Origin of the sequence: Streptomyces sp. NRRL WC-3742 (genome assembly GCF_000720635.1) — a bacterium.
GTDB lineage: Bacteria > Actinomycetota > Actinomycetes > Streptomycetales > Streptomycetaceae > Kitasatospora.
The window spans coordinates 29,528-43,841 of the sequence record NZ_JOCF01000034.1 but is presented as its reverse complement, the minus strand read 5'-3'; the positions used below and the strand labels follow the sequence as shown (position 1 = coordinate 43,841).

Here is a 14,314-nt window from a genome sequence, read left to right as displayed (position 1 = left end):
AACATTATCCATCAAGATAGAACAAGAAAAGCACCGAGGAGGGGTCTCCGATGACCGACAGCGCCCAACCGCTCGCCGAGCAGCGCCGCACGCTGATCCTGGAGCAGGTCCGTACGCGCGGCGGGGTGAGGGTGACCGAGCTGGTCCGGGAGCTGGGCGTGTCCGACATGACCGTCCGCCGGGACCTGGACGCGCTGGCCCGGCGGGGCCTGGTGCACAAGGTGCACGGCGGCGCCGTGCGGATGGAGGCCCCGGCGAGCCGCGAGCCCGGGTTCGAGACCAAGGCGGGCTGGGAGCTGCCCGCCAAGGAGGCGATCGCCCGGGCGGCGGCCGCGCTCGTCCCGCCCGGTTCGGCGGTCGCGCTGGCGGCCGGGACGACCACGCACGCGGTCGCCCGTCACCTGCGCGCCGTCGAGGGGCTCACCGTGGTCACCAACTCGCTGCGGATCGCCGAGCTGCTCGAACAGCCCGACGAGGACGGCTCCCCCGCCACGGCGACGGTGATCCGCACCGGCGGGGTCCGCACGCCCTCGGACGCGCTGGTCGGGCCGGTGGCCGACCAGGCGATCCGCTCGCTGCACGTCAACCTCCTGTTCCTCGGCTGCCACGGCCTGTCCGCCGAAACCGGGCTGACCAGCCCGAACCTGGCCGAGGCGGAGACCAACCGCAGCTTCCTGCAGTCCGCGCGCCGAGTGGTCGTGGTGGCCGACCACACCAAGTGGGACGCGGTCGGGCTGGCCTCCTTCGCGAGGCTGGACCAACTGGACGTCCTGGTGACCGACGACGGGCTCCCGGCCGAGCAGCGGGAGGCTTCCGCCCGGCTGGTCGGCGAGCTGATCGTCGCACCGGCCGCGCACTGACCGAGCCCTGACCGTGCACCGCGCACCGCGCACTGACCGCGCCCAGACCGCGTTCAGCGGCGGCGCACGGTCAGCAGCCCTCCGCGCGGCACCGGGATCGCCCCGGCGAGGGCCAGCTCGACCTCACCCTCCCGGAGGACCCGCCCCCGGGCGTCCCGCACGGTGACCTCCGCCGCCCCGCCCCCGCCGGTCAGCCGCACCTCCGGGTCGGCGTCGGCGTTGGCCACCAGCAGGGTGTGCCAGCCGCTGCCGGAGGCGTCCACCGGCAGCGCCGCGTACCGGGCCACCACCCGCGTCCCCTCCCGGTCCGCCGTCACCAGCGGGTACCCGAGGTCGGGCCGGGCCGGGCGCAGCTCGCCGAGCTGGAGCGTGGCGAGGTGCTCACGGAAGATGCCGAGCCAGAAGGCGATCGCCTCGCGCTGCGCGTCGCTCTGCGCGGCGAGGTCGACGGAGACCTGGGGGACGGAGAAGAGCACGTTGATCAGGTGGCAGGCGATCTGCTCCGGCGGCTCGGCCGGGTGCCACATCAGCATGTCGGAGTGGACGGGGACGGGCCCGGCGGCGAGGCGCAGGTCCACGGTGCGCTGCCGGTTCTCCTGCGGGCTGAGCGGGCAGTCGGTGGCGCGGACCATGGTGACGTACGGCCACAGGCCCGGGCCCGTGTACGGCTGGCGGTGCTCGACCATCGCCTCGGGGTTCGCGGCGGTGATCCGTCGGCGGACGGCGGCGAGCAGGAGTTCCACGCCTTCGTCGACGCTCGTGCAGTCCGCCTCCGGGCCCGCCGTGGGCGCGTCCGCGCGGGCGAACCGGTCGATGAAGTCGATCTTGAGCCCGTCCGCGCCCCACTCCTCGACGGCGCGGGCGAGCCGGTCGGTGAGGAACTCGCGGACCTCGGGGTAGCGCGGGTCGGCGACGATCGCGCCCAGCTGGGGCTCCTCGGCGAGGGCGTAGCCGTCCAGCTTCCGGTAGGCGGCGCTGTCCGTGCCGATGAACGGCAGCGCGAACCAGAGCAGGTAGCGCACGCCGAGTTCGCGCACCCGGCGCACGTGCGCGGCGGTGTCGGGCAGGGAGACGGGCTCCCAGTCGCCGCAGTGGGCGTAGCCGCGGGTGCGGTCGGCGGTCATCCAGCCGTCGTCCACGATGACCACGTCCAGGCCGAGGGGCTTGCCGAGCGCGGCCTGCGCCTCGATGCGCTCGGGGGTGACGTCCTGGTGCATCGCGTACCAGGTGGAGTAGGCGGGCAGGCGGGCCGCGTCGGGGATGCGGGCGGTGCGGCCGTCGCCCCACCAGGCGGTGAGGTCGGCGAGGCAGCGGGCGAAGTGGCGGCGGGAGGTGTCGATCCGTACGGTGAGCCGGCGCTCGGCCTGCGCCCAGAAGCGGAACTCGCCGGTCTCCTCGACGACTCCGGCCCCGGCCAGGACGTCGGGCCGGTCGGCGGCGAAGGCGCACAGCGCGACGTCCCCGGTGCCGACCAGGGCGGCGATCGGGGCGCCCGCCGCCAGGCCCGTGCGGCGCGGGGCGCTCCAGGCGGCGGGGAGCCAGCCGGTGCCGCGCGGCTCGGGCGTCCAGAGGGCGGTGGCGTCGACGCAGGGCAGCCGCCATTCGATGCGCACCTGTCCGGGGCCCTCGGCGCTCACCTCGACGACGCCGTCCGCGACCGACCGCGCGGTGCCCGCGCCGCTGACCCGCAGGTCCAGCCCCTCGGCGTACAGCGGGCGCAGTCCGTCGGCGGGGGCGGAGCCGTGCGGCTCCCAGACGTCCGTCAGGTCGGGCTCGGCCACGTCGGTGGTGTCGGGCCCGGTCGTGCTCGGCCCGGTCGTGCTCGGCTCGGGCGTGCTCGGCCCGGTCGGGTCTGGCCCGGTCGTGCTCGGCTCGGTCATGCTCAGCCTTTCGTGGCGCCGGCCAGCAGGCCGGAGATGAACTGCCGTTGCAGGACCAGGAAGAGGACCATCATCGGCAGGGTGGAGAGCGCCGTTCCGGCGAGGATCGCGCCGAAGTCGGTGGCGTTCTGGTTGCCCTGGAGGGTGGCGAGGGCGACGGGCAGGGTGTGCATCCTCGGGCTGCGCAGGGCGACCAGGGGCCAGACGAACTGGTTCCAGGCCCCGAGGAAGAGGAAGATCGCGAGGGCCGCCAGCACCGGGCGCATCACCGGGACGACCACGCTCCACAGCACCCGGAACTCCCCCGCGCCGTCGACCCTTGCGGCGTCGAGGAGTTCGTCGGGCAGGCCGCTGAGCGCCTGGCGCATCAGGAAGATCGCGAAGGGCACGCAGAGCCCGGGCAGGATGAGCGCCTGGTAGGTGTCGAGCAGGCCGAAGCTCATCATCATCTTGAACAGCGGTACCAGCATGACCTGTTCGGGCACCACGAGGGTGGACAGCAGCAGCGCGAAGAGCAGACTCCGGCCCCGGAAGCGGAACTTGGCGAAGGCGTAGCCCGCGAGCAGGGCGACGATGAGGGCGCCGAGGGTCTGGGAGCCCGCCACCAGAAGGGAGTTGCCGAGGACGCGCAGCAGTCCGATCCGGTGGTCGAGCCGGCTCAGGTTGTCGCCGAGGCTGCCGCCGGGCGTCAGGCCGGGCGGCCAGTCGAAGATCTCGTTCTCCGTGCGCGTGGTGGAGAGCAGCAGCCAGGTGAAGGGGGCGACGGACAGGCCCGTGGCGGCCGCCAGCAGGAAGGTGAGCGGCCAGCCGCGCAGTTTGCTCGGTCTCATCGGTCGCGTTCCCCCATCAGGCGCATCTGGGCCGCGCCGAGCACCGACACCAGCAGCGTGAGCGCGTAGGCGATGGCGGAGGCGTAGCCGAAGTCGAAGTAGCGGAAGCCGTTCTGGTACAGGTACATGGAGACGGTCAGGGTGGCGTTGTCGGGGCCGCCGCCGGTCAACACGTAAGGCTCGTCGAAGAGTTGGAGCGTGCCGATGGTGGACAGCACGACCGTGAACAGCAGGACGGGGCGCAGCGCGGGGACGGTGACGGCGGAGAAGCGGCGCAGCGGTCCGGCGCCGTCGACCATCGCGGCCTCGTACAGCTCGCGGGGGATGGACTGCAGCCCGGCCAGGTAGATGACGGCGTTGTAGCCGGTGTAGTGCCAGGTGAGGACGAGGACGACGGCCATCCGGGCCCAGAACGGCTGCCCGAGCCAGTCGACGGCGGGCAGGCCCACGGCCTCCAGCAGCCGGTTGACGGCGCCGTCCCGGGTGCGCAGCAGGAAGGAGAACATCACGCCGGTGGCGACCAGGCCCGTGACGGCGGGCATGAAGACGCCGAGGCGCCACACCGTGCGCCAGCGCACCAGGGCGGAGTTGAGGCCGACGGCGATGAGCAGGGCGAGGGCGAGCATCAGCGGCACCTGGACGACCAGCATCTCGCCGGTGTTGCGCAGGGCCGTCCAGAACAGCGGATCGTCCAGCAGGCGGCGGTAGTTGGCGAGGCCGTCGCCCTGGCCGGGACTGCCCGGCGCGGTGGTGAAGGAGATCAGCAGCGAGTCGACGACCGGGTACGCCTTGAACACGCCGAAGGTGAGGAGGGCGGGGGCGAGCAGCAGGTACGGCAGGGCGGTGCGCCGCCACCGGGCGGTCCTCCCGGCGGCTCTCCTGCCGGTGCCTCTCCCGGCGGCGCCTCTCCCTGCGGCGGGCGTGGCGGTGGCGGGTGCGGTGGCGGCGGTCATGCGGTGGTGCGTCCGGTCTGCTGGGCGAGCTGCCTGGCCGCGTCCTGGAGAACGGCGGCCGGGTCGGCCTTGCGGAGGAGGACCTTGGTCTGGGCGTCGCTGGCGAGTTTGAGGGCGCGGGCGTAGTCGCCGGAGTAGTTGGTGGGGTCGCCGCCCGCGCTGGCGAGGCCCGCGAAGGTCTTCAGGACGGGCTGGCCGCCGTAGTAGGCGCTGGGCCTGGAGTACATCGGGTCGGCGAAGGCTTCGGTGAGGGCCGGGAAGACGCCGCCGGCGGTGAACATGGCGTTGACGGAGGCGGGCCGGGTGAGCGCGTACTCGACGAACTTCCAGGCGGCTCGGCGGCGGGGGCTGGAGGCCGCGACGGCCAGGTGGGTGGAGTTGACCAGGGCGGTGCGCCTGCCGCCCGGGGTGACGGCCGGGGGTTCGGCGAGGCGCCAACTGCCGCTCTGGTCCGGGAACTTGACCTCCATGTAGTGGGCGGCCCAGGCGGGCATCGGGGAGACGGCGAGCTTGCCGGTCTTCATCAGGTCGACCCAGCCGTGGGCGCCGGGGGTGTCGGTGACGACTCCGGCCTCCTCCAGGCGCTTGACGATGGTCAGGGCGCGTACGGCGGGTTCGGAGCCGAGGGTGATCTTCCCCTGGAGGTCGAAGTAGAAGGCGCCCTGGAGCTGCATGAGGGACTGCACGAAGTCCAGGTCGGGGTCGGGGTTGGCGGCCTTGTTGAGGCCGAGCAGGGCGATGCCGGGGTTCGCCGCCTTGAAGCGGTCGGCGATGGCGATGAAGTCGTCCCAGGTGGCGAAGGTGGTGGGGTCGATCCCGGCCTTGTCGAAGTAGTCCTTGCGGTAGAAGAAGCCGAGCGGGTTGGTCTCCCAGGGCAGGGCGCGGGCGCGGCCGTCCTTGCCGGTGACGACGGGCCACAGGCCCTTGGCGAACTTGTCCCGGTGAGCATCCGCACCGAGGGCGGAGAGGTCGGCGAGGCCCCCGGGGAACTTGTCCAGGTAGCCGGGCAGGTAGTCGCAGCCGATGTGCAGGACGTCGCCGAGGCCCTGGCCGCCGGCCGCGAGGCCCACGGTGATCTTGTCCCAGATGGCGGGCTCGCCGATGTCCTGGACCTCGACCTTGATCCCCGGGTTGTCCTTCTCGAAGGCGGGGACGAGCGAGCGCAGCGCGGCGGCGGCGGTCGCCCAGGACCAGACGGTGACGGTGCCCGTCTCGGCGTCCCCGCCGGAGCCGCCGTCCGAGCCGGAGCCGCAGGCCGCGAGGGCTCCGCCGGCGGCCAGGGCGAGCAGGCCCGCTCCGGAGGATCGGAGCAGGTCGCGGCGAGAAAGGTGTGACATTGTATTCCTCTCTACGAAACGGCGCGCGTCGGGTGGAACGCGATGGGGGTGAGCGCCGGGCGGAGCTTCGAGCAGGGCACGCGAGCGTTCAAACACACAAAAAGGCCCAGAACCGAACAGGTTCCAACGGGGCGGGAGACAGCAAACGCCAGCCGCTGGCCCTCCGTCAAGACCGCCCCTGCGGCCGGGAAGCCGCGCATACCTCCCCGCCACGGCGGTCCGCGACCGAACCGCCGAAGCGCCGGTCCCCGTCCCGGCGCGGCGCTACTCTGCTCGGCATGACAACGACGCTCCCGTCCCCGATCACCGAGGCGGCCGCGCTGTCCGTCGCCGGCGACGGGGCCCAGCGGTACGCACTGGGCACGGCGCTGGTCGCGGCCGGGGCGGACGCGACCGTCGTCCTGGTCGAGGCCGGGGACCACGGCCCCGGGATCGAGGGCGTGCAGGACGCGGCCACCGTGCTGCTGCGCGGCGCGCCCGTGACCGGGCTGCATGCGCGGTTCGTCCGCTCCGCCGCGCCGCCGATCCACGTCTACACCCGCCTCGACGGGGCCTGCCTGCCGCTCGGCCGGGCCGTCGCGGCGAGGGCCGAGCCCGAACCGCCCGCGTCCGCACTGGTCGCCCTCCAACTCGAACGACCGCTCGGCCGGGCCCTGTTGGACCTCGTCCGGCCGGTCCCGGCACCCGGCCCGATGCCCGACGTCGACTGGGTGGACGAGGTGGAGGCACTGCCGCTGCGGGCACTGGAGTCCTTCGCCCTCGGCTGGTTCCCCGCCCGCGAGCCGACCCGCGAGGCGGCCGAACTCGGGCCGGTGCCACCGGCGTTGGAAGCCTTCCACCGGCTGGCGCGGCTGCGCCCGGCCCTGCTGGACTTCACCGACCCGGTGCTGGAGCGCCCGCGCCGCGCCTCCGGTCCGCTCGGGGGCCGGCTGGTGTTCGCCGAGTGGCTCGGCGGCGGGATGGACTGGTCCGTCCCCTGGCCGCCGGAGGGCCCCGCCAAGGCCGACCCCCGGGTCTGGCACACCGAGGACCCGCACGGGGAGCCGGAGAGCAGCGTCGAGGCGGAGCCGCTGAGCCGCTTCCTGCTCCAGTTCACCCTGTACGAGGCGCTCAACTCGGCGCCGTACCAAGCCTGGGCGCCGAACGCGCCGGCCGGGCTGCTGGCCCCGCTGCTGCGGCTGCTGCGGCCCGTACCGCTGAGCCCGCACCTGCCGGCGCACCACGCGGTGCGCTTCCACGTGGCGCCGGGACTGATCGCGGGTGTCAGCGGGGACGGGCGGGAGGCCGTCGTCACCTTCGGTGCTCTTCACCGCGCCGTGTTGACGCCGCTGGCCGACCGGGGGTTCGAGTGGCGGCGCTTCGACGGGTGAGGCGGGCTTCGGCGGGCGAGGCGGCTTCGGCGGGTGAGGCGGTTTGAGCGGCCTGGTTCGGCCTGGTTCGGCTCGTTCCGGTACGGTCCGGCTCAGGTCGCGACCGCGACCACCGGTGTTCCCGTCAACTCCACGCCCGCGTCGCCCAGTTCGCTGATCGCGGCGAGCATGCCGCGCGGAGTGCAGCCGGCCGTGTGGTCGAGCAGGACGCGGGTGGAGAAGCCCGCCCGTACGGCGTCCAGGGCGGTGGCCCTCACGCAGTGGTCCACGGCGGCGCCGACGATGTCCACCGCGTCCACGCCCCGGTCGTGCAGCCAGTCGGCGAGCGGGGTGCCGTCCTCGGAGAAGCCCTCGAAGCCGCTCTGGGAGGCGCTGCGGTCGCCGTTGAGGAACACCTCGTCGACGGCTCCGGCCTCGACGGCGGTCGCGAAGGCGGGATGGAAGTCGGTGCCGTCGCTGCCGGCCACCACCCGTGTCCAGCCCTCCCGTTCGGGGCCCTGGATCAACCGAATCAACTCGGCGATGGCGCGGGCCCGTTCGGCCCCGCCGCCCACGGGAACGCTTCCGCCCTCGCAGAACTCCTTCTGCACGTCGACCACGACCAGTGCACGCGTCATCGGCTGGCTCTCCCTCTCCGGAGGTGAATGGCGGGCCCAGCTTGACGGGTTGACCGAGCGTAGACGAAGCGGCGACCCGACAGTTCACCCGAACGGATCCGTCCGCTCCTGAGGTGCGACCGGTGACGACGGGTGCGACGGGTCACGAGGGGTGCGACGGGTCACGACACACGGCCGCGCGGGAGGTCGGACGGGCCGACCTCCCGCGCGGCTCGGTGGCTACGCGACCGGTGGGGTCAGAGCAGGGCGTCCTGGCTCTCGCACTTGAAGGAGCCGCTGGCGGTGCCCGTGGCGCCCGTCACCTGGGCCGCCGGCAGGTTGGTGAACTTCACCGTGTCGGCGGTGCGGCTGGCCGAGGCGCCGACGTCGCCCTGGGCGGTCCAGACGGTGGCGCTCGAGTCCTCACCGTCGGTCAGGACCATGCTCATCTTGCCCGCGCCGTCGAAGGTGACGATGACGCCGCCCTTCTTGGCGCCCTTGTTCTCCGCGGTCAGCACGAGCTTGCCGCTGGCGGCCTTGGCGCCCAGGCAGTTGGCCTCGGCGAAGGTGTAGGTGGCTCCGCCCTTGCCCGTGACGGTCACGGTGTTGGTGCCGGCGGCGCCGCCCGCGGGGGCCGCGGGGGCCGCCGGGGTGGTGGCGGCAGCAGCGGGAGTGGTGGGAGCCGCGGCGGCGGTGGTCGGGGCGGCGGCAGCGGCGCTGGTGGGCGCGGCGGCGGCCGAGGTCGGGGCAGCGGTGTCGCTCTTGGCGTCGTCGTTGCAGGCGGTGAGCAGGAAGGCGGAGGCGCCAACGAGCGCGACGGCACCAACGCGGGTCATTCGAATCATGGTGAGACTGTAATGCTTTCGTGTGACAGGACGTTCCCCAATTCCCCTCCGCTTCGTCCCGATCGCGCAACGGTCCGAAAACGGAACGGAGCCTACCGCCCGACCTCCCGCAGCCGGAAGTCCTCCACCGTCTCCCGCCGCAGCAGCAGCCGCGCCCGCCCGTCCCGCACCGCCACCACGGCCGGACGGCCCACCAGGTTGTAGCCGGAGGCCATCGACAGCTGGTACGCGCCCGCCGCAGGAACGGCCAGCAGGTCCCCGGGGCGCAGGTCCGCCGGGAGCACCGCGTCGCGCACCAGTACGTCCCCCGCCTCGCAGTGACGGCCGACCACGTCCACCCGGGCCGTACCCGCCTCCGAACGGCGGCCCACCAGGCGCACCGCGTACGGGGAGCCGTACAGAGCGGGGCGCGGGTTGTCGCTCATGCCGCCGTCCACGGCCACGAAGCCGTGCCCGTCCGCGGTGTGCTTGACCGACAGCACCCGGTACACCGCGACGGCCGCCGGGCCCGCGATCGCCCGCCCCGGCTCGACGATCAGGCGCGGCACCTCCAGGCCCGCCTCCGCGCAGCGCACGGCGAGGCGGTCGGTGAGCCCGACGGCGAAGGCGGCGAGGTCCAGTTCCTCGTCACCGGGCAGGTAGCGGATGCCGTGCCCGCCGCCGAGGTCGAGCTCGGGCAGCTCGACGCCGTGGCGCTCCCTCACCTGGGCGAGCAGGCGCACCAGGGTGTCGACGGCCTCGAGGTACGGCTCGGCGGAGGTGATCTGCGAGCCCAGGTGGCAGTGCAGGCCCGCCAGTTCCAGGCCCGGCTGGTCGAGGACGCGGGCGATGGCGTCGGCTGCGTCCCCGCCCTCCACGGGGAAGCCGAACTTCTGCCCGCCGACGCCGGTCCGCACCGCCGCGTGGTGCCCGGCGGCGATCCCGGGGACGACCCGGACCAGCACCTTCTGCGGGACGTCGGCGGCGACCAGCGCCGCCAGGCGGGCGATCTCGGCGGGCCCGTCGATCACGATCCGCCCGACCCGCAGGCGGCGCGCCAGCCGCAGCTCCTCCGGGGACTTGGCGTTGCCGTGCAGCAGGATCCGCTCCGCCGGGAAGCCCGCCGAGACGGCCAGCCACAGCTCCCCGGAGGAGCAGACGTCCAGGCCCAGGCCCTCCTCGGCGACCCAGTCGGCCATCGCGCTGCACAGGAACGCCTTGGCGGCGTACAGGACTTCGGCGTGCGGCAGGGCGCGCCGGTACGCGCGGGCGCGGCGGCGGACCTCCGCCTCGTCCAGGACGTACAGCGGGGTGCCGAACCGTTCGGCGGCCTCCGCCAGTCCGACCCCGCCGACCAGCACCTCGCCGGACGACCCGGATCGGGCGGAGGCGGGCCAGGGGCCGCCCAGCGCGTCGGCGGGGGCGAGCGGGGCGATCAGTTGCGTCATGTCGGGTTCTCCCGGGGGGCGGTTGGGTCAGTCCTCGAGGTGCAGGGCGAAGCGGCAGTGGGCCGGGCGGGTGCGGGCCAGGTCGGGGTCCGCTTCGGCGGCGCGGTCGTGGGTGTCCTCCGAGGCGGATCCGGCGAATCCCGCGAATCCGGTGAATCCGGTGGGTCCGGCGGGGACGAGGCGGACGGCGCGGCCCAGCGGGCGGTCGACGGCGGTTGCGGCGGTTGCGGCGGCGGTGGTGGTCACGACGGGCTCCTCGGGTGCGGGGGCGTTTCCGTTCCCAGTGGAGCGCGCCCGGGGCCGCTCGGAGCGGGCCTTGACGCAGGGTCTACGGATCGGGGCCGCACCTTGACGCCTCCCTGATATGCCCCCTCCCCACCGCTGTCAGGGGGCCGTCAAGAAGTGCGCGGACGGCGTCATGGTGGTGTCAGCACAGGTACGGACGGGGGCGTTCCGGGGTTCACTGGACTCATCCGAAGCGAGGAGCACCCACCCGAACCGGAGAAACCCGACCGGAGAGACGGAGGCGAACGGCCATGACCGGGACCACCCGCGTGATCGTCGGCCTGAGCGGATCACTGAGCAGTCTGGCCGCCCTCTACCACGCCGTCGGCGAGGCGGCCCGCCACGACGCCGTCCTGGTGCCCGTCGCCGCGTGGACGGCGGGCGAACGGGACGGGCTGCGCCCGCTCTCCGAACTGGAGCACGCCGCCCGCCGCCGCCTCGACATCGCCTTCGAGCAGGCGTACGGCGGCTTCCCCTCCGGCCTGGTCATCCACCCGGTCGTCGTCAACGCCGACCCCGGGCGCGCCCTCGTCTCCGCCGTCACCGGCCCGGACGACCTGCTGGTCATCGGCACCGCCACCCGCCGCCGCCTCGACCGGCTGCGCCACAGCACCGTCGCCCGGCACTGCCGCCACCGCGCGGGCTGCCGGGTGGTCGAGGTGTCGCCCTCGGCGCTGCTCACCCGGCTCGAACTGCCCGCCCGCACGGGGGCTCCCCTGCCGCTGCTGGCCCGCTGAGGGGGCGGGCACTACCGGCCCGGGCCCGGTTCACGCCGGGTCGCCCAGGTGTGCGCTCAGCCAGCTCAGCGAGGGCGGCAGCAGCCGGTTCCAGGTGGTGAAGTTGTGGCCGCCGCTGTCCACCGTCGCCTGCTCGACGGTCAGCGGCGGACGGGCGGCCGCCGCGAACGCCCCGGAGTCGGCGTAGGTGCTGCCGTCCTGTTTGCTGTCGGCGAGCAGGACGGACAGCGCGGGCATCGACAGGTGGGCCAACCGCCAGTTCAGGTCGGCCAGTTGGCGCCGCTGGGCACTGCCGCCGAACAGGTCCCCGGTGGTCACGTCCTCGGCCGCCCTGAAGTACCCGGACAGGGACACCACGGCGCCGAACGTCTGCGGGTGCGTCATGCCGAGCTTGACGGCGCAGTAGCCGCCGGTCGAGTCGCCGATCATGCCGAGGCCCGCGCCGCCGTCGAGGACCCGGTAGGAGGCGCGCAGGTCGGCGGGCACGTCGGTGGCGAAGTAGGTCTGCGCCTGCGGGCCGCCGGGAACGTCCTCGCACTCGCTGTCGCGGGGCATCGAGGGCGAGGGGCGCATCAGCACGAGGACGGTCGGCTTCATCGCGCCCTGGCGCAGCAGGTCCAGTTCGTGCGCGGGGTAGCGGAGCTTGCCGACGAGGTTGGCGGCGTCGCCGGGGAAGCCCGTGAGCGCCAGGACCGCCGGGAAGTGCCGCGCCTCGTTGCCGGGCTGGAAGTACTGCGGCGGCAGGTAGACGTAGCCGTCGGTGCTCAGCCCCGTCGTCGTGCCGGGCAGCCGGACCCGGTCCAGCCGGCCCACCTGCGCCGGATCGCGGCCGACGGACCCGGCGCCGGTCACCTCCGCCGTACCGAGCACCCGCACCCCGGGCGGGGCGCCCGCACCCGCGCCCTGGATCACGGCGGCGCCGTGCTCGCGGCCGAACAGGTCCGACCAGCTGCTGTAGAACACGAAGTAGTCGTTGACGGCGAGACCGAGCGTGGCCAGCAGCACCACCTGGGTCACCAGGACCGTGCCCAGCCGCAGGAACATCGCCGGCCAGCTGCGGACGGCCAGCCGGGGCCAGACCCACAGCGTGCCCAGCACCGTGAACACCGCGAGCAGCGCCACCAGGGCGATCAGCTTGTGACTGGTGAGTCCCATCGGTCCGGCCTCCCCTACCAGGGTGGACCACGCCCGCGGTTTCGGCCCTCCCGCCCGGCCCGACTTCTACACGACTGTCGAGCTCATGCCGGCCCGGAGCTATGCTGTTCGGAGGCGCAGCGCCGCGCCCAGGCGCTCCCGACCGCACTCTCCGCCGCCGCCCGCACAGCCGTCCTGACGCCGCGTCAACTCCCCGCGTGTCTCCACGTGCCCCGGGCCGCCCACGGCCGTTGTACCGGAGGTGAGTCGCCGAACCCGTCCGCAGCCACCGGCACGCCGGCCGAGGAAGAGGTCCCGTATGTCCACATCCCGGTTCCGTCCGCGGCCCGGCGAAGCACTGGCGCTGATCAGCGCACTCGGACTGCTCCTGACGGAGGAAATCGCCCTCGGCCTCGCCGAGGAGGAGCAGCGCCCGATCATCGGCGCCTTCCTCGTCGCCGCCTCCGCCACGGGCCTCCTCATCGCCGCCGCCGTGCTCCTCCACCGCTGGCTCGACATCCGCCGCCCCCTCCCCCTGCCCCCGCCCGGCCCCAACGGCCGCGAATTCAGCGCCCGCGCCCTCGAGGACTTCCCGATGGACGCCGTCCGCCCCCTCCTCCTGAGCGAACACGCCCCCCAGCTCGGCCAGTTGTACTCCGCCTGGATACTGGCCCGCGCCGGCCACCCGGCCCCCTGGATCGCCCGCCGCCTCGGCATCCCGCGGGCCGTGGCGCAACTGCTGGCCGAGGCGGCACGGGACTGAGGGCGGACGCGGCACGGGGGAGCCCATCCTGCGGCCCTCAGGCCCCTGTGGCTCCCCTCAGCGACTCCGGCCCGGGAGGCCCGTGGCCTGGGCCACCAGGTACGGCACCAGGCCGCGCTCGGCGAGTGCCAGCCGCCAGTCCTCGCGCGCCCGCGCCAACTCGCCCGCGCCGCCCGCGCCGCCCGCCGCCTCGGCGGCCTCGCCGCTCCGCGCCCGGGAGGCCGTGTTCAGCAGGCCCAGGCCGCCCACCAGCAGTCCCGCCGCCGCCACGCCCGCGGCGATCCAGCCGGCCGCCACCAGGGCGTCCCCGAGCACCTCCAGGTCCTCGGCCAGGCCCATCGCGTACCCGAGCAGCAGGAAGATCACGGCGGCGGCCCCCGCGATGATCGGCACTATCACCCCGACCACGCCCCACAGGCCCGACACCCGGCCCCCGCCCGGCGCGTCCACGGGCAGCCGCGCCACCGCGTCCGCGTCGGCGCGCAGCATCGCGTAGCGCTCGTACTCGGGCGCGGCGGCGGCGAGCACGAACTCGGCGTTCTCGCGCGCGCTGCGGCGCAGCCCCTCGACGCCGTGCCCGTCGTCGCCGCCCTCGCGCAGCGCCGCCCGTACCTGCGGGCCGGCGAGTGCCCGCCCGAGCTCGGTCTCGAAGTCGGCCCGGTCCTGCTGCGGCAGTCGAAGCGGCCTGTCCATGGTGCGTCCCCGTTCGCTGATCACCTGCGAGCCAATGCTCTACAGAACTGTAGAACACAGGGCCGGGCGCCAGCAGCCCCGCTGCGGGGTCAGGGGGCGGCGAGCTTGGCGCGGCGGGCGTCGGCGGAGGCCGGCGGGGTGGCGCCGATGTTGGTGACGGTGGCGGTGAGGACGGCGTCGGTGGCGGGGATCCAGTTGACGGTTTTGGACTGGACGGCGATCTGGCGGTGCTGGGGGGTGCCGTCGCAGAGGATGTCGGCCTCGGCGGTGCGGCTGGAGCCGAAGCCGATGGAGGAGGTGTCCTGGGGGTCCTTCTGTTCGACGGCGACGGTGAGGGAGCGGGCTTCGTCCGCGACGGTGCACACGTAGTCGACGTCGACCCGGACCTTTCCGGGCACCTTCGGGTCGATCCGCGCCTCGCCCAGGGTGACGGTGGTGGTCGCCGGGGGCGGGTCGTCCACGGCCCCGGCGGGGGCGGTCAGCGCGGCGAGGGAGGCGGTGAGAAGCGTGAGGGTGATCCAGCGCTGCACTGCGACCTCCGAGGTCAGGGAACGGTTTGCGCCGACGCTAACCGGACGGCCCCGCTGCCGCGCGCCGGGCCGTC

General features: G+C 74.2%; 15 protein-coding genes. 4 read left to right on the top strand and 11 right to left on the bottom strand.

Translation table 11 applies throughout. The annotated features are described in order from the left end of the window. Nucleotides 1-50: 50 nt before the first annotated feature. Nucleotides 51-860 carry a DeoR/GlpR family DNA-binding transcription regulator gene (locus IH61_RS0119760; protein WP_031071571.1) on the top strand — a complete coding sequence of 270 codons (810 nt, stop codon included), beginning with the start codon at nucleotides 51-53 and terminating at the stop codon, nucleotides 858-860. 53 nt (nucleotides 861-913) lie between these two features. Here the strand turns inward: IH61_RS0119760 and IH61_RS0119755 are convergent, their stop codons facing one another. The 4 genes from IH61_RS0119755 to IH61_RS0119740 are packed head-to-tail and all read right to left on the bottom strand — an operon-like array spanning nucleotide 914 to nucleotide 5,860. Next, nucleotides 914-2,740, bottom strand: a complete 1,827-nt coding sequence (locus IH61_RS0119755) for a glycoside hydrolase family 36 protein (protein WP_234327251.1) — start codon at nucleotides 2,738-2,740, stop codon at nucleotides 914-916. Nucleotides 2,741-2,742: 2 nt separating this feature from the next. Next, on the bottom strand, nucleotides 2,743-3,570 hold the full coding sequence (locus IH61_RS0119750) for a carbohydrate ABC transporter permease (protein ID WP_031071567.1): 828 nt from the start codon (nucleotides 3,568-3,570) through the stop codon (nucleotides 2,743-2,745). Further along, on the bottom strand, nucleotides 3,567-4,523 hold the full coding sequence (locus tag IH61_RS0119745) for a carbohydrate ABC transporter permease (RefSeq protein WP_031071566.1): 957 nt from the start codon (nucleotides 4,521-4,523) through the stop codon (nucleotides 3,567-3,569). Before IH61_RS0119745 ends, IH61_RS0119750 begins: the two co-directional genes overlap by 4 nt. After that, a complete protein-coding gene (locus IH61_RS0119740) occupies nucleotides 4,520-5,860 on the bottom strand; it encodes an extracellular solute-binding protein (RefSeq protein WP_031071564.1) in 1,341 nt (446 codons plus the stop codon). Before IH61_RS0119740 ends, IH61_RS0119745 begins: the two co-directional genes overlap by 4 nt. A gap of 278 nt (nucleotides 5,861-6,138) precedes the next feature. On the opposite strand from IH61_RS0119740, the gene IH61_RS0119735 reads away from it, so the two are divergent. Next, the gene (locus IH61_RS0119735; protein WP_031071563.1) at nucleotides 6,139-7,230 is read left to right on the top strand and encodes a hypothetical protein; all 1,092 of its coding nucleotides are present in this window, start codon (nucleotides 6,139-6,141) and stop codon (nucleotides 7,228-7,230) included. A 92-nt stretch (nucleotides 7,231-7,322) separates the two neighbouring features. On the opposite strand, the gene IH61_RS0119730 is transcribed toward IH61_RS0119735, so the two are convergent. The 4 genes from IH61_RS0119730 to IH61_RS0119715 all read right to left on the bottom strand — a co-directional run bounded on the left by IH61_RS0119730 (nucleotide 7,323) and on the right by IH61_RS0119715 (nucleotide 10,344). After that, nucleotides 7,323-7,847: an isochorismatase family protein gene (locus IH61_RS0119730; protein WP_031071561.1), complete on the bottom strand. Its 525-nt coding sequence runs from the start codon at nucleotides 7,845-7,847 to the stop codon at nucleotides 7,323-7,325. A 236-nt stretch (nucleotides 7,848-8,083) separates the two neighbouring features. Continuing rightward, on the bottom strand, nucleotides 8,084-8,662 hold the full coding sequence (locus IH61_RS43055; RefSeq protein ID WP_031071560.1) for a hypothetical protein: 579 nt from the start codon (nucleotides 8,660-8,662) through the stop codon (nucleotides 8,084-8,086). A gap of 101 nt (nucleotides 8,663-8,763) precedes the next feature. Further along, a complete protein-coding gene (lysA, locus tag IH61_RS0119720; RefSeq protein ID WP_031071559.1) occupies nucleotides 8,764-10,098 on the bottom strand; it encodes a diaminopimelate decarboxylase in 1,335 nt (444 codons plus the stop codon). A 27-nt stretch (nucleotides 10,099-10,125) separates the two neighbouring features. Further along, the gene (locus IH61_RS0119715; protein WP_031071558.1) at nucleotides 10,126-10,344 is read right to left on the bottom strand and encodes a hypothetical protein; all 219 of its coding nucleotides are present in this window, start codon (nucleotides 10,342-10,344) and stop codon (nucleotides 10,126-10,128) included. Nucleotides 10,345-10,634: 290 nt separating this feature from the next. On the opposite strand from IH61_RS0119715, the gene IH61_RS0119710 reads away from it, so the two are divergent. After that, complete coding sequence (locus IH61_RS0119710; protein ID WP_031071557.1) at nucleotides 10,635-11,120, top strand: universal stress protein; 486 nt, start codon at nucleotides 10,635-10,637, stop codon at nucleotides 11,118-11,120. Between the two features lie 30 nt (nucleotides 11,121-11,150). On the opposite strand, the gene IH61_RS0119705 is transcribed toward IH61_RS0119710, so the two are convergent. Then, nucleotides 11,151-12,275, bottom strand: a complete 1,125-nt coding sequence (locus tag IH61_RS0119705) for an alpha/beta hydrolase (RefSeq protein ID WP_031071556.1) — start codon at nucleotides 12,273-12,275, stop codon at nucleotides 11,151-11,153. A gap of 298 nt (nucleotides 12,276-12,573) precedes the next feature. Here IH61_RS0119705 and IH61_RS0119700 point away from each other — a divergent pair, with 298 nt between their 5' ends. After that, nucleotides 12,574-13,017: a hypothetical protein gene (locus tag IH61_RS0119700; protein ID WP_031071555.1), complete on the top strand. Its 444-nt coding sequence runs from the start codon at nucleotides 12,574-12,576 to the stop codon at nucleotides 13,015-13,017. Nucleotides 13,018-13,074: 57 nt separating this feature from the next. On the opposite strand, the gene IH61_RS0119695 is transcribed toward IH61_RS0119700, so the two are convergent. Continuing rightward, entirely contained in the window at nucleotides 13,075-13,710 is a 636-nt protein-coding gene (locus IH61_RS0119695; RefSeq protein ID WP_031071554.1) for a hypothetical protein, read from the bottom strand. An 89-nt stretch (nucleotides 13,711-13,799) separates the two neighbouring features. Next, entirely contained in the window at nucleotides 13,800-14,240 is a 441-nt protein-coding gene (locus IH61_RS0119690; RefSeq protein ID WP_031071553.1) for a hypothetical protein, read from the bottom strand. Between the last annotated feature and the right edge of the window lie 74 nt (nucleotides 14,241-14,314).